General features: G+C 34.5%; 26 protein-coding genes. 3 read left to right on the top strand and 23 right to left on the bottom strand.

Annotated elements, in window-relative coordinates; translation table 11 throughout:
* Nucleotides 1-148: 148 nt before the first annotated feature.
* From HW278_RS11110 to dnaN, 3 genes are all read right to left on the bottom strand, one after another.
* On the bottom strand, nucleotides 149-1,366 hold the full coding sequence (locus tag HW278_RS11110) for an HD domain-containing protein (protein WP_178977856.1): 1,218 nt from the start codon (nucleotides 1,364-1,366) through the stop codon (nucleotides 149-151).
* The gene (locus HW278_RS11105; protein WP_178977855.1) at nucleotides 1,350-3,440 is read right to left on the bottom strand and encodes an LTA synthase family protein; all 2,091 of its coding nucleotides are present in this window, start codon (nucleotides 3,438-3,440) and stop codon (nucleotides 1,350-1,352) included. The genes HW278_RS11110 and HW278_RS11105 overlap by 17 nt, the downstream gene beginning before the upstream one ends.
* Before the next feature lie 106 nt (nucleotides 3,441-3,546).
* On the bottom strand, nucleotides 3,547-4,671 hold the full coding sequence (gene dnaN, locus HW278_RS11100) for a DNA polymerase III subunit beta (protein WP_002671565.1): 1,125 nt from the start codon (nucleotides 4,669-4,671) through the stop codon (nucleotides 3,547-3,549).
* 343 nt (nucleotides 4,672-5,014) lie between these two features.
* On the opposite strand from dnaN, the gene HW278_RS11095 reads away from it, so the two are divergent.
* Nucleotides 5,015-5,296, top strand: a complete 282-nt coding sequence (locus tag HW278_RS11095) for a hypothetical protein (protein ID WP_178977854.1) — start codon at nucleotides 5,015-5,017, stop codon at nucleotides 5,294-5,296.
* Nucleotides 5,297-5,404: 108 nt separating this feature from the next.
* Nucleotides 5,405-5,701 (top strand): thioredoxin family protein, encoded by a 297-nt coding sequence (locus HW278_RS11090; protein WP_178977853.1) that lies wholly within the window; start codon nucleotides 5,405-5,407, stop codon nucleotides 5,699-5,701.
* Between the two features lie 41 nt (nucleotides 5,702-5,742).
* On the opposite strand, the gene HW278_RS11085 is transcribed toward HW278_RS11090, so the two are convergent.
* The 20 genes from HW278_RS11085 to HW278_RS12760 all read right to left on the bottom strand — a co-directional run bounded on the left by HW278_RS11085 (nucleotide 5,743) and on the right by HW278_RS12760 (nucleotide 23,120).
* The gene (locus HW278_RS11085) at nucleotides 5,743-6,798 is read right to left on the bottom strand and encodes a DUF3810 domain-containing protein (protein ID WP_178977852.1); all 1,056 of its coding nucleotides are present in this window, start codon (nucleotides 6,796-6,798) and stop codon (nucleotides 5,743-5,745) included.
* The gene (locus tag HW278_RS11080; RefSeq protein WP_002671558.1) at nucleotides 6,798-7,409 is read right to left on the bottom strand and encodes a DUF2911 domain-containing protein; all 612 of its coding nucleotides are present in this window, start codon (nucleotides 7,407-7,409) and stop codon (nucleotides 6,798-6,800) included. The genes HW278_RS11085 and HW278_RS11080 overlap by 1 nt, the downstream gene beginning before the upstream one ends.
* A 1-nt stretch (nucleotide 7,410) precedes the next feature.
* Entirely contained in the window at nucleotides 7,411-8,133 is a 723-nt protein-coding gene (locus tag HW278_RS11075; protein WP_178977851.1) for a porin family protein, read from the bottom strand.
* Between the two features lie 17 nt (nucleotides 8,134-8,150).
* Nucleotides 8,151-8,885: a bifunctional demethylmenaquinone methyltransferase/2-methoxy-6-polyprenyl-1,4-benzoquinol methylase UbiE gene (gene ubiE, locus HW278_RS11070; RefSeq protein WP_009411357.1), complete on the bottom strand. Its 735-nt coding sequence runs from the start codon at nucleotides 8,883-8,885 to the stop codon at nucleotides 8,151-8,153.
* Between the two features lie 106 nt (nucleotides 8,886-8,991).
* Complete coding sequence (locus tag HW278_RS11065; protein ID WP_178977850.1) at nucleotides 8,992-9,810, bottom strand: 5'-nucleotidase, lipoprotein e(P4) family; 819 nt, start codon at nucleotides 9,808-9,810, stop codon at nucleotides 8,992-8,994.
* A gap of 44 nt (nucleotides 9,811-9,854) precedes the next feature.
* Nucleotides 9,855-10,817, bottom strand: a complete 963-nt coding sequence (locus HW278_RS11060; RefSeq protein ID WP_178977849.1) for a 2-hydroxyacid dehydrogenase — start codon at nucleotides 10,815-10,817, stop codon at nucleotides 9,855-9,857.
* Nucleotides 10,818-11,562: 745 nt separating this feature from the next.
* A complete protein-coding gene (locus HW278_RS11055; RefSeq protein WP_178977848.1) occupies nucleotides 11,563-12,321 on the bottom strand; it encodes a hypothetical protein in 759 nt (252 codons plus the stop codon).
* Nucleotides 12,306-12,482: a hypothetical protein gene (locus tag HW278_RS11050; protein ID WP_178977847.1), complete on the bottom strand. Its 177-nt coding sequence runs from the start codon at nucleotides 12,480-12,482 to the stop codon at nucleotides 12,306-12,308. Before HW278_RS11050 ends, HW278_RS11055 begins: the two co-directional genes overlap by 16 nt.
* A gap of 352 nt (nucleotides 12,483-12,834) precedes the next feature.
* Nucleotides 12,835-13,191, bottom strand: a complete 357-nt coding sequence (locus HW278_RS11045; protein WP_178977846.1) for a hypothetical protein — start codon at nucleotides 13,189-13,191, stop codon at nucleotides 12,835-12,837.
* A gap of 67 nt (nucleotides 13,192-13,258) precedes the next feature.
* Nucleotides 13,259-13,723, bottom strand: a complete 465-nt coding sequence (locus HW278_RS11040) for a hypothetical protein (RefSeq protein WP_178977845.1) — start codon at nucleotides 13,721-13,723, stop codon at nucleotides 13,259-13,261.
* 8 nt (nucleotides 13,724-13,731) lie between these two features.
* A complete protein-coding gene (locus HW278_RS11035; protein WP_178977844.1) occupies nucleotides 13,732-14,229 on the bottom strand; it encodes a hypothetical protein in 498 nt (165 codons plus the stop codon).
* Between the two features lie 186 nt (nucleotides 14,230-14,415).
* Nucleotides 14,416-14,826, bottom strand: a complete 411-nt coding sequence (locus HW278_RS11030; RefSeq protein ID WP_009745457.1) for a hypothetical protein — start codon at nucleotides 14,824-14,826, stop codon at nucleotides 14,416-14,418.
* Nucleotides 14,827-15,651, bottom strand: coding sequence for a TNT domain-containing protein (locus tag HW278_RS11025; protein ID WP_178977843.1), 825 nt, complete (start codon nucleotides 15,649-15,651; stop codon nucleotides 14,827-14,829).
* 79 nt (nucleotides 15,652-15,730) lie between these two features.
* Nucleotides 15,731-16,090: a hypothetical protein gene (locus tag HW278_RS11020; protein ID WP_178977842.1), complete on the bottom strand. Its 360-nt coding sequence runs from the start codon at nucleotides 16,088-16,090 to the stop codon at nucleotides 15,731-15,733.
* Nucleotides 16,087-16,281, bottom strand: a complete 195-nt coding sequence (locus HW278_RS11015; protein ID WP_178977841.1) for a hypothetical protein — start codon at nucleotides 16,279-16,281, stop codon at nucleotides 16,087-16,089. The genes HW278_RS11020 and HW278_RS11015 overlap by 4 nt, the downstream gene beginning before the upstream one ends.
* A gap of 164 nt (nucleotides 16,282-16,445) precedes the next feature.
* Nucleotides 16,446-17,171: a hypothetical protein gene (locus tag HW278_RS12765; RefSeq protein ID WP_255493631.1), complete on the bottom strand. Its 726-nt coding sequence runs from the start codon at nucleotides 17,169-17,171 to the stop codon at nucleotides 16,446-16,448.
* A 2-nt stretch (nucleotides 17,172-17,173) separates the two neighbouring features.
* Complete coding sequence (locus tag HW278_RS11005; protein WP_255493630.1) at nucleotides 17,174-18,952, bottom strand: hypothetical protein; 1,779 nt, start codon at nucleotides 18,950-18,952, stop codon at nucleotides 17,174-17,176.
* A 70-nt stretch (nucleotides 18,953-19,022) separates the two neighbouring features.
* Nucleotides 19,023-19,544: a hypothetical protein gene (locus HW278_RS11000; RefSeq protein ID WP_178977840.1), complete on the bottom strand. Its 522-nt coding sequence runs from the start codon at nucleotides 19,542-19,544 to the stop codon at nucleotides 19,023-19,025.
* 4 nt (nucleotides 19,545-19,548) lie between these two features.
* Nucleotides 19,549-20,070 (bottom strand): hypothetical protein, encoded by a 522-nt coding sequence (locus HW278_RS10995; protein WP_178977839.1) that lies wholly within the window; start codon nucleotides 20,068-20,070, stop codon nucleotides 19,549-19,551.
* Nucleotides 20,071-20,072: 2 nt separating this feature from the next.
* Entirely contained in the window at nucleotides 20,073-23,120 is a 3,048-nt protein-coding gene (locus HW278_RS12760) for a hypothetical protein (RefSeq protein WP_255493629.1), read from the bottom strand.
* A gap of 129 nt (nucleotides 23,121-23,249) precedes the next feature.
* Between HW278_RS12760 and HW278_RS10985 the strand changes: the two genes are divergently transcribed.
* Nucleotides 23,250-24,368, top strand: coding sequence for a formimidoylglutamase (locus HW278_RS10985; RefSeq protein WP_178977838.1), 1,119 nt, complete (start codon nucleotides 23,250-23,252; stop codon nucleotides 24,366-24,368).
* Nucleotides 24,369-24,969: the final 601 nt, after the last annotated feature.

The following is a 24,969-nucleotide window of genomic DNA, read 5'->3' as shown; positions in this document are numbered from 1 at the left end:
TAATCAAAACGATATAAAGCAATATTTATATGTTTTTGTCTTAAAAAAAGGTTGTTTTTCGCAACAAAAATATAAAAATTATTTCATATAGCACTCTTTTTACTATTTTTTTTCTCTATTGGGTAATTTTACTTCCTCCTTTTCTACCTTACTTTGGATAGCAAATATAGTATCGTTCGGTTACTTGTGAAAGAGGTTCTAAATTGATGGCTTCAGAGGTTTTAGTAAGATCTACTACTCTTCCATTTTTGGTGAGAATCTTAATTATTTCCTTTCCTGGATTATACGCTCTGTTAGTCATCACTCCTGTAAAGACAAAGTACTTCATATCTTTTTCGCCTACTCCTTTGGCAACTGATAGTTTCTGCAGTCTCTTTATCTTCTGTTCTTCAAAATCGTTCAATCTGACTTTTATTTTTAGCAAATCGCGATTGAGCAACATTTTGCTGAGTTTAGAAAGAACTACATCGGAGTGGAACTGCCATTCTTTCATTGCTGAAATAATATCTGTATCGTCTAAAAGAGCAAACATCTCAAGTACTTCTTGTGAGAAATTATTTTTGGATATCTTGTTTTTCACAAAGAAAGCTAAGGCGGTGGACATAGTCAGTTCTTGCCCTTGTTGCACCAACTCTTTAGCGCGTTTGAGCAACCTGATGAGTATCTGCTCGGCTACTACGCTAGTTTTGTGCAGATACACTTGCCAATACATCAAGCGGCGGGCTATTAGGAATTTCTCTACCGAGTATAAGCCTTTTTCTTCGACTACTAATTCGTCGTTGCGTACATTAAGCATTGAAATAAGGCGTTCAGAATTTATATTCCCCTCAGCGACTCCTGTGTAAAAACTATCGCGTTTGAGGTAATCGGCTCTGTCCATATCCAACTGCCCCGAGATGAGTTGATGCATAAACTTACGTGGGTAAGTACCTTGAAATATTGCTATAGCGGTATCTAATTTGCCATTAAATACCTTGTTAAGCTCTTGCATAAAGCGCAGCGAAATTTCCTCGTGAGAAATACCTTCGACAATGCTGTGTTCCATTGCGTGAGAAAAAGGTCCGTGCCCTATGTCGTGCAACAATATGGCAATATAGAGTCCTTCAGCTTCTTTTTCAGAGATTTGTATTCCCTTGAAACGGAGCATCTCTACTGTTTTCTGCATCAAGAACACACACCCCAATACGTGCTCAAAACGAGTGTGTTTAGCCCCTGGAAATACCAAATACGAAAGTCCCATTTGATTGATACGCCTGAGCCGCTGGAAATAGGGGTGCTCAATAATGTCGAACACCAGAGTGCTGGGGATATGGATAAACCCATAAATAGGGTCGTTGATAATTTTTAGCTTATTTCTTGACCGCATTGAACTGTTTGTTTTTTAACCACTCGGCAGTAGCTTGATAAGTACCAATACAAGCATCGGCTTGTTCTTTGTTCACATTATTTTCTTTTATTTGCTCATAAAACAAGGGATACTCTTGTGTGGGTTGTTCGGTTTCTTTGCGCAAACTGTATTGAGTGGTTTTTCTCAAAGGTGATATAATAGTTAGTTTATCAGGGGTTAAGTAACCTAAATCCTGATAAGTAGCAATATAAGCGCGTGGCTGATAGCCTTCTTTTAGTACATCTTGCCCTATGAACTTAGAGGTATAATTGAAATTTAGCAAACCAAAAACGGTAGGCATCACATCTATTTGTGATATCATTGTATCTACTTTTTTAGGAGTGATAAAATCGGCAACAATAAAACAAGGAATGCGATAACCATCTAAAGGCAATTCGGTACTACCTGCACTCGATGCACAATGGTCGGCTACAATCACAAAAAGAGTATTTTTATACCAATCTTGTTGTTTTGCCATCTCAAAGAATCGCTTGAGAGCATAATCGGTATATTTTACTCCACCTGCACGTCGTTTCTCAGTAGGAGGAATGTCAATTTTACCTTCAGGATAAGTAAAAGGGCGGTGATTGCTCACGGTCATCCAGTGATTGAAGAACGGTTTGCCAGCTTTAGCTTGTTCGTTCATCACCTTTATAGCTTTGTTTGCCATATCTTCATCGCAAACACCCCATATATTGGAGAAAGTTACTTCTTCTGGAGTAAAGCTCTTGCTATCTATAATATCGTAGCCATTGCCAGTGAAGAAATCCTTCATATTATCAAAATAACTATCACCTCCATAGAGATATTTCACATCATAACCTTTACTTTTGAACACGCTACCCGTGGTAAACTTATTTTTATTGTCCTTGCGCTTCACCACGCTTTCCCCTGGAGTAGGTGGTATGCAAAGAGTTAGGGCTTCCAGACCACGTACTGTACGGTTACCCGTAGCATACAAATTAGTAAAAAACAAGCTGTTATTAGCTAAGCTATCCAAGAAAGGTGTACGGTTATCGGCATTACCATACATTGTAAGGTATTCTGCCGAAAGACTCTCTACTGAAATGAGGAGGACATTGCGGTGTACTTCGGTAGTATCGCTTACAATTTTTCGTTCGAGGGCAGGTGCATTGAGTTGTTTGAGCACAATGCTTTCAGCCTCTTTCTCTGGCAAGGTAGGATAAAACTGAAAGAAATCTAACTCACTATGGGTAAAAGCATAATAAAACTTGTAAACACCATTACTTTGTATTTCTTGAGCAAAAGTATTTTCGGCAGTCATAGCATCAAGCTGGGGTAATCTCCACATTCCTATAAGCACTAACAGCAAATAGGGCACTACTATAACCGTTTTTTCAAAGAGGGTAGGTATTGTTTTGAGCGCACTCTTAGTCTTGAGAAATAAATATATAGTAATTGCCAATACTACTACAAAAACCCCTGTAAATAAGGGTACTACAGGGTAACTCTCCATTATATTACCTATCACTTCATTGGTATAAATAAGGTAATCTACTGCTATAAAGTTATAACGAATCCCGAACTCATTCCAAAAGAAATATTCGCTTACTGCATTCATCACTATGGCAAATACATAGATAGCCAACGTAATAAAATACAATGCATTGCGCAGTTGGGCTCTGTACTTAGGCAAAAAGAGTAATAAGGCAAAACACAGCGTTTTAAAGCCGAAGAAAGCTAATGCGATTTCGGGAATCACACCTCCGTATTGAGCAAATATATTGTTAGGATAAAACTGTATATAGAGTAGTATGAGGATAAATGCTCCTAAAATAATGCCTCCGTAAGGTTTTTTGTACTTCACATTGGCGATAAAGAGGAAATAAAGCATTAAAATACTACTTGCCAATACTATCACAAAAGCGTCGGATAGTAAGCCTATGAAAAGCATCTTAAACACACTCCACACCGAAAATGTGGTAGCAGTGATAGGGTGCACCATAAAAACGATACGCATCACAAACGATACGATTAGGTATAAGGCAGCTATATATGTAAAAGGCTTTATTCTTTCTAAAATGGACTTCATAGATAGTTATTTTTGAATGATAAACATTGTGATTTCTCTCTTAAAAAAAGAAACGCCTTAAAAAGACTCATAAGGCGTTTCATTTTAAAAATGAAAAATTCTTTATTTATTGATTTGTGTTAAGCATAATTGGCATTGCCAACATTAGCACTTTCTCACCCTCATCAAGTCCATCAACAGGCGTGATAAGTCCGGCGCGATTTGGCAACGACATTTCTATCAAGATTTCATCAGAGTCTAAGTTATTAATCATCTCTTTCAAGAACTTGGAGTTGAAGCCTATTTCTAAATCGTCTCCCTGATAGTTGCAAGTGAAACGCTCCTCACCTTTATTGCTATAATCTACGTCCTCAGCTGAAATTACCAAGCTAGAACCAGCTATTTTCAAGCGCACTTGGTGGGTGGTTTTATTTGAAAACAACGACAAACGGTTAATAGAACTATAGAATTGCGAACGATTTAAGATAAGTTTGTTAGGATTTTCTTTAGGAATTACCGCATCGTAGTTAGGATATTTACCATCTATAAGGCGGCAGATGAATTCCATATCGTCAAAAGAAAATTTTGCATTGCTCTCGTTGTATTCTATTGTTACTTCTGTTTCGCTACCTGCTAAAATACCTTTGAGAATGTTCAACGGTTTTTTAGGCATAATGAAATCAGCCGCTTCATTAGCTTTGATGTCTAAGCGTTCGTATTTCACTAATTTATGAGCATCAGTACCTACAAAGGTGAGTCCGTTTTCACTGAATTGGAATAAAATACCGCTCATTGTAGGACGTAAATCGTCATTTCCTGCTGCGAAGATAGTCTTTTGCACGGCAGTTGCTAATACATCGCCTATCATCGTTACTTTGCTTGCTTCAGGTAAAGCTACAGGGCGAGGGAACTCCTCTCCATCTAAATAAGCTAAGGTATAATTACCGGTAGTAGAGCTAATTTCTATTACATTATTCTCTTTTACCAAAAAGGTAAGGGGTTGTTCTGAAAAGGTTTTAAGAATATCTGTCAATAATTTAGCTGATACTGCTATGCTCCCTTCTGAATCTGATTCTACTTCCAAAGTACCTCTTACAGTAGTTTCCAAATCGGAAGCAGAGATAGTTAAAGAATTGGTAGACAGTTCAAACAAAAAGTTATCGAGTATAGGCATTGTATTGTTGTTATTGATTACACCGCCAAATACTTGTAACTTCTTTAATAAGTAAGAACTTGATACTATAAACTTCATATTTTTATATATTTTAAATGACAAAACTTACCCCTTTGCGGAGTAATAATGGCAAAAGTAGAAAGAATATTTGTTACTACCAAATTTTTTTAGATATTTTTTAATTTTAATGTGAGTCCAACATAAGAGATAATATGACTTACACTACAGAAATTCTAGCAAAACAAGCAATTACAAATAGGTAGTTTCGTCGTTTTTTTAAATCTCCCACGAATTCCAAAAAATAGAAACTTTGTCAACAATAGAAAAACGAATCTATAAACAACAAAGAAAGACAGTTTTTATTTGAAGCAATCTTATACTTAGCTTATACGAATCTTATAGGAAGAACGAACAATGAACAGTGCAAGCCACACGGGCAGATAAGCAAAAGACAGTGCAAGCCACACGGACAGATAAACAAAAGACGGTGCGAGCCGCACGGGCAGATAAACAAAAGACGGTGCGAGCCGCACGGACAAATGAACGAATGACGAACGATGAACGAACAAAAGACGAACAAAAGACGAACAAAAGACGAACAAAAGACGAACAAAAGACGAACAAAAGACGAACAAAAGACGAACAAAAGACGAACAAAAGACGAACAATAAACGAAGAAATGCTAAAGAGAAGAGGAAGATAAGATAGCGTTAATAGCTTTTTAAAAATAAAAAATAATATATTTTGCTTATTTCTATTTGTAATTAAAAAAAACTTTGTATTTTTGTGCCATTATTTTAAACATAAAATTATGGAGAAATTTGGTGATATCATCAATGTAAATACACCTGTGCTCATTTGTTTTTATTCTGAAGGTATTGAAGTTTCACTACATATGAATGCTGTATTACGCGAAATAGTTACTATTTTGAAGGATAGAGTAAAGGTTGTGAAAATAGACATTAACAAGAATAAAGAATTAAGTAAGGCACTGAAGATAAGTGTCTTGCCTACTGTCATTATCTTTAATAATATGAATCTTATTTGGCGGGGAGAAGGCTTTCAAGACAGTGAAGTTTTACTAATGGAACTTAACAAATTTCTGTAATTAATGATTAAAGGTCAATGATTAATGGTTAGTTCTAATTCCTAATTTCTAACATAATGAGGAATTAGTAATCCTACCACTAAATCATAACTATTGATACCTTGTGATTGTTTGTTTGCTTTCAAGAACGCATCGTAGCTTGCTTTAAAAACAGGCTCAGCTTTGTTCTCATATTGTTGCCAAAACAAACGCACTTCTTTATAGTTTTCAAAGATACCTTTGTGAATTTGAGAGTGAAGACTTTCATATTCAGTAGGGGCTACTTGAGCTACTTCATTGAGAAAATAGCGCAAGGCAAAGAGTTCTGCACTGTATCTAAAATAAGGATTATCAGTTTTTAGAGCTGCCAAATACCCTAAATAATTTGCTTCTTCTTCGGCAGCATACCCCATTTGATGTGCTATCTCGTGGCAAACAGTAATAGGCACACTATAACCTATCATCTTTCTGTTTACTTGGGCTTCATTAGTAAACGGATTCAAATACCCACTATATCCCATATAGGTGAGCAGTTTACTGTAAAGAGAAGGTTTGACGCTTTTCATTGCTTTAAAGTCTGTAACACCTTGTTTCTCCAAAGGATAGCCGTTATAAGCAATGCGATATATTTCTTTTTGTGAAAGCCAAAAGTCTACTTTAGTAGTATCATTGGTTGCTAATCGAGAATGGATTGTGTTGGCTCTGTCAATACACGTTTGTGTAGCTTTCAGCAGTTGGGCTTGGGTATATTCTTTAGAAATGTGCAAAGATTCCGATAAAGGTACCCTGAAATAGTTGAATCCCCAGAGGAAGAAAAAGGCAAAGGTAATACGTATTATTTTTGAAAATATCTTATCTAAGATTTTTAAGGGGGCTTGCCATAACTTTTTGAAGTGTTTTACTACGGCTAAAAATATACCTATAATGAGCAACGTGTATAGAATATCACCCATAGAAAAAGGTATCCACCCGAATAAAAAGTGCAACACTTTAGCTATATACGGGTAGATACCTTTACTATAAATATGTTCTGTAACGGTAGGAAAAGTACGAAAAACAAGCCAAATAACTATGTAAATAGCAAAAACACTATATTTCCATACTTGTTTCCTTTCCATTATTTCTTATCGTCTTTACCTTCTAAGTCTCTCTCAAATTGTTTTACTTCTTTGAGTTGCTCTATAATCTTATCAATAGTTTCTTTTTTGTCTATTTCAATAGGAATTTCCACTTTAGTATATTCCCAACGAATTACTAAATTTACTTTTTCATTAGAAATGTTCTCGAATGAGAACTCTAAAGCTTCTTGTAAATCTTTGGTTTGAGTAACAGGCACTGTAAATTCAATAGCATTCTCATTAGGGTCATAGCTATAAGCTCCCCACGCATCGGCATCGTAATTGAGAACTACCGTCCACTGGTGAGCTTCAGGAGTTACAAAAATAGCATAATCGCCCTTTTTTACCGACTTGCCTCCAAATTTTACAGGCTGAAGAAAACTAATACTCGTAGCTTGATTAGCTCCTAAACGCCAAATCTTCCCATAGGGAACTAATTCGCCAAATATTTTACGCCCGCGCACACTTGGGCGACCGTAATCTACTGTAATTTGACTCACAGAAAACTGTTGTGTGATTACCTGACGTGGACTTGCCATAGGGTAGCTAAAGTTCTGTGCATAAGACGCAAGACTTATCAAAAAAACTACTATAAGAATTAGTTTCTTCATATTATTCGAAGTTTAGATTTAATAAGAAACCACGGCTCTTTAAACCATTAAGGTTACCTGTCCAAGGGCTATTGGGATTATTATCGGGTATCAACTCATTATTAACTGAAAATAAGGCTCTCAGAGAAGGAGAGACTCTAAAGTAAGGAGTGTAGAAGTCAATACCTAAACCTAATTCATAGAAGAAAACATTTCTTGTAGCACGGAAAGTCTTTTCGGAATTATCAACATTTAGATTCGCATTACTACTCAAGTTAAACACCATCGAAGCTCCTGCTGTTACGTAGGGTTTTACGTTATACCAGCGCTTAGCGCTATACTTTAGCAATAATGGAATATAAATATAAGTAGAAGGAACATCGCGCATCGAATCTCTCGAATCGGAGAATCCAGGGAAGATAAGAATACGCTTGTTGTACACCAAACCTGGCTCAATTCGCAAATCGAGATGTTTCACTAAGCGCACAGAGCCTGTAAGACCTACGTTGAAACCTAATTTACGGTCAGTTTGTATTTCTCGCAGATTAGCTGTGCGATAATTTAAGTCGCGGTAATCTATTTTGAAGTCAAACACATTGGTACCAAAATAGTATCCCCATTGAAAACGTTTGTCATCAAAATGTTCTAAGTTCATAATAGGCTCTTTGATTTGCCCATACAAATCCAATGCTCCTAAAAATAAGAACAACCCTATAAGACTCTTTTTTAATGTTTTCTTATTCATTTTTTATTGTTAAAGTTCTATTTATTAGCTATGTAAATGGTGACTACTCCACCTAAGGTTTTAGGATAATATTCAGTTTTCTGATAACCTACCTTATCTAATATCTCTTGAAACTTCTTCCCGTAAGGAAAATGGATAGCCGAATCAGATAAGTACCTATAAGCCGACCTGTCTTTAGAAAAGAGTTTGCCAATGAGGGGCATCATATAATTTGTATATAGATGATACCCTTGTTTGAAAGGGAACTTTTTAGGTACAGAAGTCTCTAATACCACCAAGCGCCCCTTTGGTTTCAGCACTCTGAGAATTTCACTTAGTCCCTTTTCTAAATCTTCAAAGTTGCGTACTCCAAAACCTACCGTTACAGCATCGAAAGTAGCATCAGCAAAAGGTAGTTGCTCACTATCTCCGTGTACTAAATTAATGCGGTCAGTAAGTTTTTTTTTAGCTATCTTTTCGCGTCCTACTTCCAACATTCCCTCTGAGATATCTAATCCTGTAATTCTCACATTTGGAATAGTAGTAAGAGCAATTGCTAAATCGGCTGTGCCTGTAGCTACATCAAGCACCGTAGTAGGGTGTATCTCTGCCACTTTTTGTACTACAAATTTACGCCATTTTACATCTGAGCCCCACGAAATCAAACGGTTCAAACCATCATAAGTATCTGAGATAGTGTTAAACATTTGGGTAACTTGTTCTTTTTTACCCTGTGCTGAATCTTGATAGGGCGTAACAGTGTTCTTAGGCATATAGTGCTTAATTTTTTGCAAAGATAGAAATTAATTTTCAATTGACAATATTTTTGTCTCTTATTCACATACACGCCAATTCCAGAACCCTAGCTTTACCTCTTACCTATTTAAATGCCTTTGTATTATTCTTAATAATCGCTTCTTTCTCGGCTTCTGGAATAGAGTATTTATGACCATAAGCAGCTCCTTCCCAATCGCCGTAAGAATAGTTAGGGAGCACAATAAAACGCTTGCCAAACTCTGTTTTGTTCTTATGTACTGCCTCTGAACGTTCTTTTGGAGTACCACCATCGAAATCTTTAGAAAAGTCGGAAAGGTTGTCGCCCATCAAGAGCACGATGTCGTAATCTTTAGCAATTTGTAATCGACGATTTTCTTTGCTCTTCTCAGCAGAACGCAAGATAAGTCGATTGTCTGAAGGCAAAGGAAAATTGTACTTGCGCAAGTTCTTGGTCGTACCTTCACGTTCGTTGTCACGACGATTAGTTACATAGAAAATAGCTACTCCCTTGCTATCGGCGTATTTAAAGAACTCTAACGCGCCTGTTAGCGGTTTGGCATCGCCTAAAACTGTCCATTCTTCCCACGCTTTTTGTGAATAACTAATACCCTGTTTCGCACAATAGGCTTCAAAAGGCGAATTGTCCAAAAAGGTTTCATCTATATCGGTAACAATTGCCAGTGGTTTATCCCCTTTTTTAGCAAGGGCTTCGTCCAATCGCAATTGTGCCACGTTGAAGGCTTGCAAACACAAAGCTTCGTATTCAGCAGCGTTTTGCTGAAAGTAAGACGACCACAATTTGCCGTTAGCAATGAGGGCACTTTCTTGCGTAGTAGTTTGCGTTGTGGTAATGTTTTTAGTAGGACAGCAACTGCCAAGCAATAAAGCTGCTACTCCAATGAGTAAATAATTCTTTTTCATTTCTATTTAATTTATTAATAATCTTATTGTCTATACAAGTCGCCCTAATCTGCTAATAAATCAATTTTCCAAGCAAACTGGTCGATTATCTTGTCTACTATTATCTGCGCAAGCTTTTCTTTACTTTCTAAAGTCCAGCCTGCAATATGAGGAGTGAGAACCACATTATCCGCTTCCAATAGGTATTTAAACGATTGGGGCATTTGTTCGTCACTAAAGAAGTCTTCAAACGATGCCTTTTCATATTCTAACACGTCTAAGCCTGCCCCTAATACTTTCCCGCTTTGCAAGGCGCGTACCAAATCATCGGTAACTACGCTCTTCCCACGTGCAGTATTTAAGAACCAAAAACTCTTAGCAAAACTATTGATAAACACTTCATTCACCATACCTATAGTTTGTGGAGTTTGAGGCGTGTGCAGGCTCACTACATCTGCCTGACGAAAAAAGTCTACTAGGGTTACTTGCTTGGCATTCTCGTCACCTTTGTTGGGGAGTATATCGTAGCAAATCACACTACAGTCAAAACCGCGCAACTTCTTAGCAAAACTCTTTCCCATATTTCCGTAGCCTATAATACCTACTGTCTTGCCGTCGAGCTCCCAACCTCTGTTCTCCTCGCGCAACCATTTGCCATTTTTAATTTCGTTATTGGCTTTCTTAAACTTGTTCAGCAATGCCAGAAGCATACCGAGTGCGTGTTCGCCTACTGCATTTCTATTGCCTTCAGGGGCTGCGATGAGCGTTATACCTTTACTTTCGGCATAAGCTACGTCTATATTTTCAAGCCCTGCACCTACTCTGCCTATGAATTTCAATCGAGTAGCCTTGTCTAAAAATGTCCTGTCTATAGTAAAACGACTGCGTATAATAATTCCATCGTAATCAGCTATTTTAGCCTCAATAGACTCTTTAGAGCTTGTATAGTCTTCATAATTTTCAAAACCCTGTGCTGCGAGTTGTGAAAGCATCAAGGGGTGGTTTCTGTCTATATGTAATATCTTCATTATTAATTAATTTATTTTTTTCTTATTGGTCTAACTGAGCGCCTTGTTCAATCATTTGCATTCCTAAAGAAATTAGAAGGAATACCATCAATTATTTCATCTCAAAGTCCTAATGCTTTCCAAACCTCCACTTGCTTCTCTACTAATTGCTTTTCAGCCTGAGAAGGATTGTCTAATTGAGTTACTTCTGTTTGCCATTTTTGTTAATAACTAATAAGTTTAGCTCTTAAGCTTCCATTCTTCTGCAAAAGCTCTTTTTTGTACTATAGAAGGTTTTTGATTACTCAAAAGAAATATAAAACTCTTTTATTTTTGCATTTTGATAATTATTCACAAAATATCTATCACAAATTAGATTAATCTTCTTATTATTAGTATTAAAATTGAAATAAGTTTGTTCATCATAAAAATTATACAATGCTATAAAATCTTCTTTTATGATACTATTAAAAAAAGTAAAAGGAATAAGTTCTTTTAAAAATACCTCTATCTTTTTATAACAATTATTATATTCAAATCGAACTGTCTTATCTAGTTCCTTAACAATATATATATTATTATCTAAACTTTCTACATTATTCCATATTTCTAAAGAATCTGTTTTTTTATTTTAAAAATATTTCCTATATCCATAATTTTACTTTACTACTATTGCATTGATTTTTTAAAAATCAATGCAATATTTAATAAATTTGAGAGTTACTATAGTAGATATTTCTTATATTTTATTTAGCTATTTAATATTTTAACTTTCTAAATCAATCATTTGATGTTCTTTAAAAACTTTATAAATATTTTCATCAAAATTATGCAAGTCTAAAATGATTTCTTCTTGTTTTCCTGTAAATTGTTCACCATCTGGCTGACCAATGGTTGATGTATCTCGGTATTTTTTTATTCCGATGATTTTATCCATTCGTGTTCGATCAATAAAAAAATAGTTTTTGGCAAATTGTCCATATTTATCGTCCATATTTTGAGGATGAACTTGTGGTTCTCCAAATAATTCTATCATTTTATTTTTTACTTCTTGATTATCATTTGGAAAAGAAAAACAGATTTTGTCACCAAAATTATCTACATCAACAATACGTATGCCCTCTATTTCTACTAAAATTGAGAATTCATAAAACGAATCTATATTATCTTGGCTCAAATGAGTATTGGATAATGTAATGTATTCTTTATTCCAATTGTCGCTTGTCCAATTTAGTTGATAAAACTCTATAAAATTTTCGGAGATAGGAATATAGAATTTCTTATTTTGTCTATTGTAAGTAACCGTTCCATTATCCCAAAGATTTTTTTCCCTACCTTCAAAGTTTTTTTCATAACTATCAAAACCATTCTGTATTATTTCTTTCAGTAATAGTCGATTACTTAACAATTGTTCAGTTTTAACTCCTTGAGTTATTCTACCAGAGTTAATGGTATAATATTCTAATCTTCCCTTAAATATTAACCAATTCATATTTCTACCCGTAAAAATTATTTTTTTATCCATTTATTAACCAATACTTTATTATTTTCATCAAAACCTATATACTCATACCTTGAAACAATATTTCCTTTATTATCATACACAGTCATTGTCTCCCCTCCTTTAAAAATAATATCATTTTGATTTACATATTCTGGGATAATATTTGTCTTTGAACCAGTCATCCCCGTTTTCGTATATGGTAATGGATTATTATTTTGAGAAGTTTTAAAAGCATTGTCTATGATATTAAATTTAAATCATTCTCAAATTCTCTAATAAGATTATTCTTATTTGAAATTATCTTATTCATCTGTAAAAAACCTCCTCCTTTTTTACCATTAGGTAATATAGGCGTTGTTAGTACTTTCTCTATTTCTGCTGTAGAAGTGTATATTACAATGTTATTTGGAGCAGGAAAAGATGCTTCTGCCGTTTAATAGTGTATAAGACTCTTCTCCTAAATGATAGGATCATCTCCTTTCTTCTTCAAACTTTGTTAAGTATTACTAAATAATGTATAATAGAGTCTAAAGATTATGTCACAATCAATTTTTCTTGAATCAATCTACAACGTTTTTCAGGTGAGTGCCCCCCCCATTCTGTATAAATGAAATAAAAAGAATTATAATCTATGTCCTTATAAATTTTACAATTATTATAAGGGTAATAATTTAAAGATATAGGATAATTTGCAGACCAATAATTCTCATTTGTATGACATTCTTCCATCGTGATACCATCATCAGAATTTTCTACTTCTGAAATAAGAATTAATCTATTTTCTAAATCTTTACTAAGAATATTCCAAGATATATAATCTTTAGCAAAGGGGTCTGAATAATTATCAACATTAGAATGCTTCAACATTTCTATTAAATCTTTATTTGTCATATTTTAGATTTTTTTTACTTTTTCCCATTTAAATTGATTTTTAAGAAAATCTATATCCTTGATTATATCAATACTTATAAAACTCATCATTTGATAAGCTTATATCAAAATTATATTTTCTTTTTAGATTTATAATAATCCATTTAATATTATTGTATGTTTCTATATTGTTAAAATTAAGTGTTTCTATATTTTTAATAAATAAATCTTTTAATTCTTTTGAAATTTTCCATTCTTTCTTTAGTTTTTTATCTCCCTTGAAGCTATGCACAAAATATGACCATAATATTCCTAAAAGTTGTAACAAATCTTCTCCTGAAATATCTTTTTTTGTTTTCAATATTTTAATAATATTCTCCTCTGTTAATTCATAGTTTTCACCTTCTAATAAATAATATTCTAAGATCTCTGAATAAGTATCTGTGCTGTCATGCCCTCCTCTATCTCTGTCCATAACAAAATACTTTCCTTTTCCTAAAAGGAAATCTTCTATTTCATTATGTAGTATAGATTGTTTATATTTATTATTCATATAATTATTTATTTTATTTTTAATACATTATTACTTCCAAAAAAATTAATAAACGTATCCCAATCTTTATTATGAATAAGATTTTCTGAATTGGATATTACAGCTTCCTTAGTTCCATGTATTGTATATCCTCCAGGGATCCATAACTCATCATAGGCTCCCACTTCATTCCCGTTAGGAAAATCAAAAGTAAATTTCTCAGGAGGCACTTTGACAAAAAACACTTCATCTGTCGCTTTAAAATAATCTTTCCCTAAATCTAATTCCTCAATTAATACATTTAAATTCTTATTAGAATCATTATATTTCCTTATTACTCCTTCCATATCACTTCTTAATCCAATAAATTTTCTTGGAGCCATTGTGATATAATTTGATTCTACAACATCTCTTCTTCTAATAATAAAAGCACCTCCTTCTTTTTCAAACTTTGCTAAGTGTTGTTGGATATAACCTGAACTTAGATAAGTACTTGGGGCAGGTCTTTGTCCTTTAGGAATACTCAATATATCCTCGCTTGTTTTTCCATTAATAAAAACACCCTTAATACCCCATTGGTCATTAGGTATATTCTTAGCATCAGTAAGTTCAATAAAGACTTTTTCTTGTTGTCCTAATCCTTTTCTTTCAAACCAAGGATAGCTTTTCCGTACTCAAAATTTAAGTCTAAAGGTGAGTAACTCTTATATTTCTTACTTACCAAATATTTTTGTTCCTAAAAGTATAATATTAGTCCCTGGATTTCTTGCATATTCGCCTCCTATAAGGGCTAGACAAACTATATAACCATCAAATTTCACAATAATAGGGGTCGTATATTCATTTAAAATATAAGCCTCATATGTAATTATTCCTGTTTTTTTGTATACTTTTTCAACTAAAAAAGGGAATAAACTAGCTATTTTTTTTATTCTTTCCAAAGGAATATTTAATTTATTAGGATAAATAAGACTTAATAATTCTATTTCAGAATTATTTATCTCAGAAAACATATCAAGCTTTATTGTTTTATCTTGATTTATGAAAAAAAGTAAATCCCCATTACAAAAAGGTAATGGTGAATTTTCATTCAATTGTATTTTATTATTCAATAAAATTTTCATTTATTTCAATTTCTTTATATTTATAATTTCAATTTTTCCCTCCTTAACTAATTCTTCTATATTTTTTGAAAATTTAATTTGAACACCTTTCCCTTTTTGTCCAAACCAAGGTATAATTTCTCCTTTTTGAATTTTAATATCTTCTAAAACTTTTATTTCATAAAATTCTGCATAATCACTAACACTCCCTTTTAATGCTCTTTGTTCAAATGGATATGAAGTATTATCAATATTTTTTGGAGAAGCAAACCAACCTCTATGTATATCATCTGGCTGGATAGCACCATTGTAGTCATATCTATCTAATATTTCTCCCTTTTTTATGATATTATTTTCATAAGTTATAAACCCATCAAAAGGAGGCCATCCTTCATTCAAATTATTTTCTTTAAAGAACTTATAAAGCTCATCCCATTTTTCTTCACCCCATAGCTTAAATGCTATTTTGTATTGTTCATCTGTAGCATTAAAAGTTTTTATAAAATCTTCATAACTTACATTTCTGTAAATGAGCTTTTTAAAATCATCTACAAATCCCAAACTTCTCCATACTTCTTCTTGCTTATCTAATAAATCTCTTTCTTCTTTATTTAATGTCTTTAATTTCTCTATTCCTTTTTTCCAGTCCTGATATCTTTTAGCGAGTTGAACTCTTAAGCTTCCATTCTTCTGTAGAAGATTTTTTGTAGCTTGTGGTAGGTTCTTTGCAAACTTATAACCTGCTTGTCCAAGATTCTTTATCCCTATAACTCCCATTGCCAAGTTGTAGCTATTTACAACCTGCCCTAAAGAACTATGAGGGTCTATATGCTGTGATACATTCACTCCTATGTCCCCCACAGCTCCCACTACTTCTGCCAGTGCCTAAGCACGACGTACTGTAATACAACTTTGTTGATAATTTTTACTCTTTTTTAACCTCTAATAATTCTTTTATTTTATCAATAAATTTATAAAATTCTTCTATCTGATTTTCAGAGTATCCTTTCCCTTCTAAAAATCTCGGAGATATAGAAAAAAGATTTAATTCCTTTTTTTCATTATTTCTAAGTATAGATAAATCTTTCTCTAATATTTGATATAAAAAATTTGTTTTTTCATAGTTATTTAATATACTTTTTTTATATTCTTCCTGTGAAGAATATAAATCTTTCTCTGAGAAAAGAGTTTTTAGTTGCCAAAAAGGAATTTCTTCGATTTTCTTTTCTAATTCTTTTCTCATTAAACCCATTTTATTTTGAATAAGATTTATTATTTCATTCATTTTAATTCTTTTATACTTTTTGTTATTTCTGGGAGATTTATCTTATTTTGCTTATAATCAAAAATTACTTGCTCTATTCCTCCTTTCAAAAAGAAATCTTTAGTTACTGAAGAAGCAGGTTGCCTAGCAGCAACCCCTCTCCAAACATATATTCCTTGAGAAGGTGCTTCTATTTCAATAATTTTTGTCATCCCATTCCATTCAGGCATTACTGCTGTACCTCCTATCACTTCTGAAATAGATGTTGGTCTATCAAAAGTCCAATAGTTCCCTTTGGGTAGTGTATTCCCTGTTTGCGAAATATCATCCCAAGGTTTATATCCGTCAAAAACACGATATAATTTAGTTCCTGGCTTTATTTTAATAAATTGAATCCATTACCTAAATCTTCTATGACTTCTATATTCTCTCTCTTAATTAACTTAGCATTTTTAGCAAATGTTTCTCCTTGATATTTCTTTAATACAAAATCATTATTATTTACTTTTATTTTTATATCACTTTTTATATTATCTACAGAATTTGATATATATTCCCCTTTGGTAACACCAAGTATATTCTCATAGTCCCCTATGATTACTTTTTGATGATTTAAACTTTTTGCCTTTTCAAGCTTTGAAAAAAGCTCTAGTTTATTTGAGCTTTTGTTAAAACTACTTTCTAATTTGGAATAGTTCAATCCTTCTCTTACCCATTCTTTAATTTTATTTTTGACATTTATCCCTATTACAGTTTCCAAATCATCCACCCATTTAGCATTTAGAAGTATATCATCTATTTTATTTTCAAACCCTAATGCTTTCCAAACCTCCGCTTGCTTCTCCACTAATTGCTTTTCAGCCTGAGAAGGATTGTCTAATTGAGCTACTTCTGTTTGCCATTTTTGATGATAACTAATAAGTTTAGCTCTTAAGCTTCCATTCTTCTGCAAAAGCTCTTTTGTAGCTTGTGGTAGGTTCTTTACAAACTTATAACCTACTTGTCCAAGATTCTTTATCCCTATAACTCCCATTGCCAAGTTGTAGCTGTTTACAACCTGTCCTAAAGAACTATGAGGGTCTATATGCTGTGATACATTCACTCCTATGTCCCCACAGCTCCCACTACTTCTGCCAGTGCCCAAGCACGACGTACCCAATGCACTTTTGTAGCCAAAGCGGTTCCTCCACTAAGCGCTATCGTTGCTACATCTAAGGTGGTAATAATACCTTTTTCTATATAGTCATTCCTTATTTTATCCTTGCTATACTTTAAGAAAATAGCAGGTACTATATATACTTCATTCCCTAAATTATTCCCTTCCAATGCTGTTTGCAACAAAGGTAATTTATCCTTATCAGGAACGATAATAAGTGGCGTTAATGGAGAAACTTCAGCAATAGGTTCTCTTTGTTCGACTACATCTATTGGAACATCTCCTTTTACAAGAACTGTTTTAGAAGATTTAATCGTATAAACATCGTAAAGTTTTATATTTCCTGTAGCACTAACGTACTCTCCTTCATTTTTCTTTGATGTGGAGGAGAAATACATAAAAGAGGAATATTCACTATAACTAATAGGATTTAAATTAAGTGTTCTTTTGGCAAAATCTTCTTCATTTTTACCCCACCTATCTTCAATAGAAGCTGGATTATGGTTAAACATCCACACCAAAGCTCCTATAAAGTTAGTATAATTCTTCTTATCGGTCAAGAAATTAACAGATACATCATCTATTTCCTCTATAAGATGTTTCAATAGTTTATTGCCATTGGCTTCTAAATGGGCATAAAAACGCTTGTAATCTGTCGTCTTAATTCCAGACATCAAACGAAGCAACGCTACTTCCGAATGTTCTGTAATTCTTTCCTGACTGGCTATAATATCAAATAATTTTTCTATTTCGCCATAGGTTAACCCTGATATAGCAGCCATACAATAACTGTTTACTATTGAGGTTACCCTTTCAGGATTAGCTTCCGCTAAAAGTCCTTGCAATATTTTTCTTCCTTCATTTATTTCAGCAGTACTACATTCTTGCAAATCTCTCTCTCGTAAATGAGTGAAAAATTCCTTTCCACAAGAAGCATCTCGAACTGTATACGGTGCGATTCTCCAATAGCTTTCATTGTATTGAGCTATGTATTTCTCTATGGTTTGAACAATATTTGTTGATTGCTCATCTTTCGTTTCCCAAGGAATCGTCAAATAATCATAAGTACACCCATCTTTACGACTGCGATAGATATTTACTTTATTATTGATATTTTTAGCTTCTCTCTTTACTTTTATTGCTCCTTCTATGCCTCCTATGCCCACAAAAGCTTTGGATTGTCTATCCCAATAATATTGATACCCCTGATAACTAATCTTTTGTATAGTATATTTATCTGGTGCAACTTCAATAGTAGTGTTTATTTTTTTGCCATTTAAAAAGAATGTATCAAAAATAACACCATCAGGAGTCAATCCTAAATGTGCATTTGCATTATACTCTCCTTCCCCTTGTCCTTGGAAGGCATACAGTTTTACCTTAGGGTCATTGATTTGCTTCCAATCGCGGTAGAAGAAGTCTTGCCCCTGGTTGTAATCCATTAGGGCAGAGGTTTTACCTTTGTCGGCATTTTTACCTTTGAAAGGGTGTTCGAGTTTAAAGATGCCGTGCCCCAGTTCGTGGGCTATGGTGCGTGCATTGGTGCCGTAAACAAAGCCGTATTGCCCACCTAATCGCATATAGCCGTGATTGCCAGTGCCGTCGTTTACCAAAAAGATGTAATAAGTGTTCTCTTTTGGCTTTCTGTTGGTTGTAAATTTAGCGATGACTGCGTTTTGTTCAGGGCTATAGGTAGAAAGGTCACCAAACTCGTTTTCTGTGGGCAAAGTGCCGTTTTTGAGTTGGTCGCTAATATCAAAAGGGGTTTCAATATGTCAAGGAACATTATTTGTTTTTTCAGAATTTTATAGCGTCAGACATCGTATCCATCTGTTTAGTGAGAAAATCTCCGTAAAACTTATTAGAAACATAAATTAAATTGTTTACACCACGAAAGCCATAGTTATCATTTGAGTGAATTAAAGTATCTATTTTTTTATCACTATCAAACTGAGCTATAATATAAGGATATTTTTCATTTTTATATTGATGTTTTTTATCTATAAAAGCTAAATGGGCAACTACAAGAACAATATCATTCTTTTTATCATAAATTCCTGAAAAATAATATAGATCTGGTGAGATTTTTCCTATATTGATAGAATCAGGTCTTACATAAAGACAATATCTTTCTGATGAGATTTCAGTTGTTTTTAAGACTTGACCTGATATATAATAAGAAGTATTTTCTTCATATATACGTCTACTATTCTGTTCTCTTTCAGAATAGTAACAACTTTCATAAAACATCAAAAAACATATTATCCCAAAAAAGGTTGCCATTATTATATTAGCTGTCTTACTTGTTTGTATTACCATAATTTTAAAACTCTATTCCATTAGGAATTGTGTCCATTTGTTGGAGCAAATATTGCACTATAGGTTCTTTAACATCTGCATCTAATATATTTTCGTCTAATTCTAATTTATTATCAGAAAATGTAAAACCATATTTACCTATTTTAGGATTACACATATATGTTAGATAGGGAAGTGTATTGCTGTCTGTTTTAGCAATTCCTAATCGTGACTTAGAATTAGATAGAAGAATAGCTATTTTTTTATCTTCATCAAACACTCCCGAAATTCTATCCCTTCTTTTTTCTGATCTTAAAATATTTACAGAATCTGTTTTGACAAAAAGAGCATAAGAAAAGCTTCCTATTTTTTTAATTTTAAAAACCTGTCCTGATATATAAAAAAAAGAGTTTTCTTTATAAAAATTACTTTGCTCATTTTCATATATAGTATTATTTCTCGTCTCTATGAAATTATTTACAAAGATAAAAAGAACGCTAAGCATTATCAAACCTCCTGTGAGAAATAATATAATTTTTCGTAACATTTTTAGTAGGGTATTATAAATTTAATGTAACTCTTCAATTTTTCCCATTTAGTTTTGGGGGTGTCAACAGCTTTTTTATTAATAAAAGCTGTCTTTCCTATTCCTGCTGTAACACTTGGCGTTACTGGGGAAAGACCTCCTCCTACACCAACAGATCTAGAATATGAGAAAACATTCCAACTCACCTCTCCTTCTCTTTTCCCCTCTCCTTGCGCATAAGTATAAGCAGTCCCTGCGGAAATATCTAATCCTCCTAAAAGAAGTCCTGTACCAACACCAATACCTCCTCTTCCATATTTATATTTACCTTCAAATTTGATATGTTCCTTATATTCATCCGTTTCTGCAAAAGTCATAAATAAGCTTCCTCCTACATTAGCAGAAATACCAATATTCAATACTCCTCCCATTCCTGCTTCACCTCCTACATATGAATGAACATAACCACTATCATTACCTCCCATAAAGATGACATTTCCTAAAACAACACTAGCCTCTTGTTTTAATCCAAATTCATTTTCTAATCCAGCAGATTTTTCTATACCAAAACCAACTTTTGAAAAGTCTATTTTATTATATACTAATTCAAACATTTTTCTAAACTCTTCTATTTTATCTTTAGGTAAAATAGTTTCTAACCAACTTTTATCCACAGTACCTCCTTGGAAAGTAGGTTCTAATAGAGCATCTTGATTGGTTGCTGAAAGTGTTATAATGTCTTGGTTAAACTCGTTGTTTTTCTTTTTCTTGTAAAGATAGTCATAATACTTTTCTAACAAACGAATCTCTAAGCTTTGTCCTTCTTTTTCTTGATAATCTTGAGGAGTGTTTATCAGTTTTTGGGTCATAGTGTTTATACCATAGGCACTTCCTATCACTAACTGCCCCCAATTATCCGTTGGGTCTGAATTCTCTAGCATTTTCTTCATTACACGTTTGTATATCTCAATATCTTGCTTTTTAGAGAAAAACCTATCACTATAATTAATTTTATATTTCAATTGATTTTCTCCTTTTGTGTAGTGCAACCAAATGGCAAATCCTTGAGTTTTTTCTAATTCTTTTTTCAGTTTCTCAAATTCTTCATCTTTAATATTTGATGTACTTACAATTATCTTAAATTGATTATTAATTGTGTATATCTCAAACGAAGCATTATTAGGTACAGCAATAGTTTGTTTGCTCTTAAACTCTTTCTGGAAAGCGTTCTCTGTTAAAATAGCTCCTTGAGGAATAGTTGTACCATTAATAACACCATCAAAGTAACTGTCTTTTCCTACGTTGTTAATACTACCTCCTGTATTTTCAAAGCTATTTAATTTTTCTGTATATTTCTTTAATTCCTCTTGTAATAATTTAATTTCTTCTTCAACTTTTTTTACTTCATTAGAGGTAAAGTTTTTTCCTTTTTCAATAAGATTATCTGCACTCTTTTCTAAGTTCTCAAGAGATTTCTTGAGTTCATTATCATTATGTTTATCTATTTCATCCTTTATCTGTTTTACCTGTTCTTTTAACTCTTTCTGTTGATTCTTTTTACCCTTATATTCTCTTAGAATTGACTTAATCTTTTCTACCTCATTCGTAATATTTATCACATTCCTCTCGGTCTCATCATAAGTGGTTACGAGTTTTCCGTCTATGAGTTGCCGTTCGGTATTGAGCTTGATGCCGTTGAACACTACCTTTATCTTAGTGTCTTGCAAATAAGGTACTTTCACATAGCCTTCACCTGAGTATACGCCATTGTTACCCGTAGCGTTGAGTACCGTTACCGGGAAATCACCTGCCGTAAAGGTGGTGTTAGGATACAGGTTATCCTGCAAAGGCTCGGTGTTCTTGATGCGTATTTCGGGTTTTACCCCACATTGCACTTGGCTCTTTTCGTCTATCTGCTCGGTGGTAGTAAACTCCTGTTCGGTGCTATACATATAGCTCTCCTCACCAAATACCGAGCTACTATAGGCTGTTTCTAAGCCACAGGCTACACCCACTTTGTAAATGTAAGTACGTCCTCGTTTGAGTCCTGTAACTTTGGCATAGGGCATACTCACTTTTTGCGATTTCCACGTCTTGCCTTTCTCGCGGTACATCACCTTGTAAGGGTATTCCTGATTAGGCATCATCGCTTGAGCACTCCAGCGCAGTTGTGCCGAGGTGCTTTCAGTTATCGCAGTAAGAAATTTCGGCGCTTCACAATGAGAGACTAAATCAAAGTAAAAAGTCTCGGAGTTGCCGTTGTTTTTAAAGTACGATTGTTCGTTAGGATTATTGGGGTTATTTGTAAAAGCCCGTACCTGCCATACGTAGCGCTTGTTTTCCAATAGGATTGGCATCATATTAGTGTATGCCAAGGCTGGTGAAAAGGTTTTAGTTTGGTACACCAATCGTCCCGTCATAAACGCCTCTTCTGGCACCAATGCCAAGTCCCATACTTCTTTGAGGGTGAACTCATACTGCATAAAGGGGGCTACATCGCGAGGCATCCATTGGAAAACAATATGCTGAAAAGCGTTCTTTTTGGTAAGCACTTCTCCTTTTTGGGGCATTGTAAGCACAGGGGGTGAATAGCGTCGCACTTGTATCATCGCGCGTCCTTTGTTGGACACAGGGCGTCCAGTAGCTACGTCGTAAAGCGACAAGCCAATAAAATAAGTACCCTCAGGAAGTAGTCCGTTATAAGTCGCCTCATTAATACCGTAGAGGTTTTCGTAGCGCAGTAGGGTTTTGAAATCTATATTGGTAAGTGTGCGTCGTACGCCTGGGGATAGGTTTACCAAATAGGGGGTAATATAATCAGGTGTTTGGGCAATGACTTGTCCTTGGAAGTCCTCTAACGAGAAGCGGAGCACAAAGGGGCGTCCGCCGGTAGAGAGGTCTTTAAGCAGAAAGTGTGCTTGTATCTTCTGTTCAAAGGTGTCGGCATACCCTCTTAGGCTCTGTGGATAGGGCGGAGTGACAAACACTTGCACGTCCACAGGGTACTGCTGAGCTTGCAGAGTGAAACTCAGCAAGGTGAGGAGGAGGAGTATGTAACGACGTAAGAACATAGTAATTTTTTGCAAAAATAATAAATAATTACGAACTACAAGTGAAGAACCACAAATAATTTGCTAATCCTCAAATTTGCTAATTTGCTAATTATCCCCTACCTTTGCCGTCTATTAATAAGAAAAATTATGTCACTATCCTATTTACAACCCGTTGATGAAGCTTTTACCTTAGACGATTACAAGCCACAACAAGTAGGTTTCCAACTCCATAAACACCTCCCCTCCCTTGGTTTACCTGACCTTACCGACGTGAAAATTGCCTTTTTCTGTATCGAAACAGAAGGACAGTCATTCTATCGCTTTCGTCAGCATCTGTATTCTCTCTTTATGGGAAATTGGAATTTTGCCATTGCCGATTTGGGTAACTTGCCCTTAGGCGAAACCGACGACGATACTCATTTTGCTATCAAAGAAATTGTAGCCGAGCTCATTAAGCAAGACGTTATCCCTGTGGTGCTGGGGGGTTCGCAAGACTTTACTTATTCCCTCTACCGCGCTTTCGATAGTCTCGAACAAATGGTGAATGTAGTGTGTGTAGATGCTAAGTTCGATTTTGGCGATACCGAAGAACTCTTTGTAGAGAGCTCCTATATGAGCAAACTCATTTCAGAACCTCCCGTGAATTTACTCGATTTTACCAATCTCGGCTATCAGTCTTACTATGTAGCTCAAGAAGAGCTCGATTTGCTCGAAAAAATGTGTTTTGAAGTACACCGCTTGGGCAATATAGTGAGTGATTTGAAGATTATCGAGCCCGCAATGCGTGATGCCGATATCGTGAGTGTCGATATGACCTGTGTGCAGGCAAAAGATATGTTAACTGAAGGTAATGTAAACGGCTTCAATAGTAGGGAAATATGTGCTATCACGCGTTATGCAGGTATCAGTAGTAATGTGCAAGTGGCAGGTATTTTCGATATCCCCAATACCGATTTGGCAAGTCAGCTACTCGCCGAAATGCTTTGGTATTTCTACGAAGGATTTAACTTCCGTATCAAAGAACTACCTGTGATAAACGACGAGAATTACACTAAATACATCGTACCCATTGAAGATATCCAAATAGAGTTCTTCAAAAGTACACAAACCGAACGCTGGTGGATGAAACCCGGAGGCGATAAATACTCCGGACCTCAAAACCACATACCCTCCGGACTTATTCCTTGTCTACCTCAAGACTACGAAGAAGCCATTAGTGGCACTATCCCCGAACGTTGGTGGCGCTCCTATCGCAAATCAGTATAAGCAAATATCTTTTCTATAAAGCCATAGAAAATCGCAATTTCATTTACTTTAAATTCGCTTTTTGTTCATTTATTCTTTATCCACCCTTGCGGCTCCTACCGTTATTTGTTCGTTTTAGGTTTAGTTTAGCTTCGCTTTCTCTTCAAATAGGTCTTGTTTTTCAGATTGATAGTCTTCACTAATTTCTCTTTAAGGCTTGTCCCCCTTCGGGGGTTCGGGGGCTTTCGTCATTCGTCATTCATCTTTTCCTTCACTTTTCCTTCACTTTTCCTTCATCTTTTCTTCGTTCATTGTTCGTTCATTGTTCGTCTTTTCTTCGTTCATTGTTCGTCTTTTGTTCGTCTTTCCTATAAGCTCTCCATATCTACATTATTTCATTCTCTCGCCCCCATTTGCTAATTCTCAAATTTGCTAATTTGCTAATAACACCTGCCCGTTCAACTCGCACCGTCTTTACGCCACTATACTCCCTTTTCTAGTACGGACTTTGCCAAAGTTTCAGACTTTGGCAAAGTTGAAAGCTCCCAATAGTCTCTTTCTTACCTCCATTATTTCCTTATTTTGAATTTATCTTTTGTTCATTCATCAAGCATTCTTAAAC

Origin of the sequence: Capnocytophaga sp. oral taxon 902, from assembly GCF_013394735.1 — a bacterium.
In the GTDB taxonomy this organism is placed as follows: Bacteria; Bacteroidota; Bacteroidia; order Flavobacteriales; family Flavobacteriaceae; genus Capnocytophaga; species Capnocytophaga ochracea.
The sequence above is the reverse complement of the archived record's forward strand: the minus strand, read 5'-3'. Positions and strand labels throughout refer to the sequence as shown.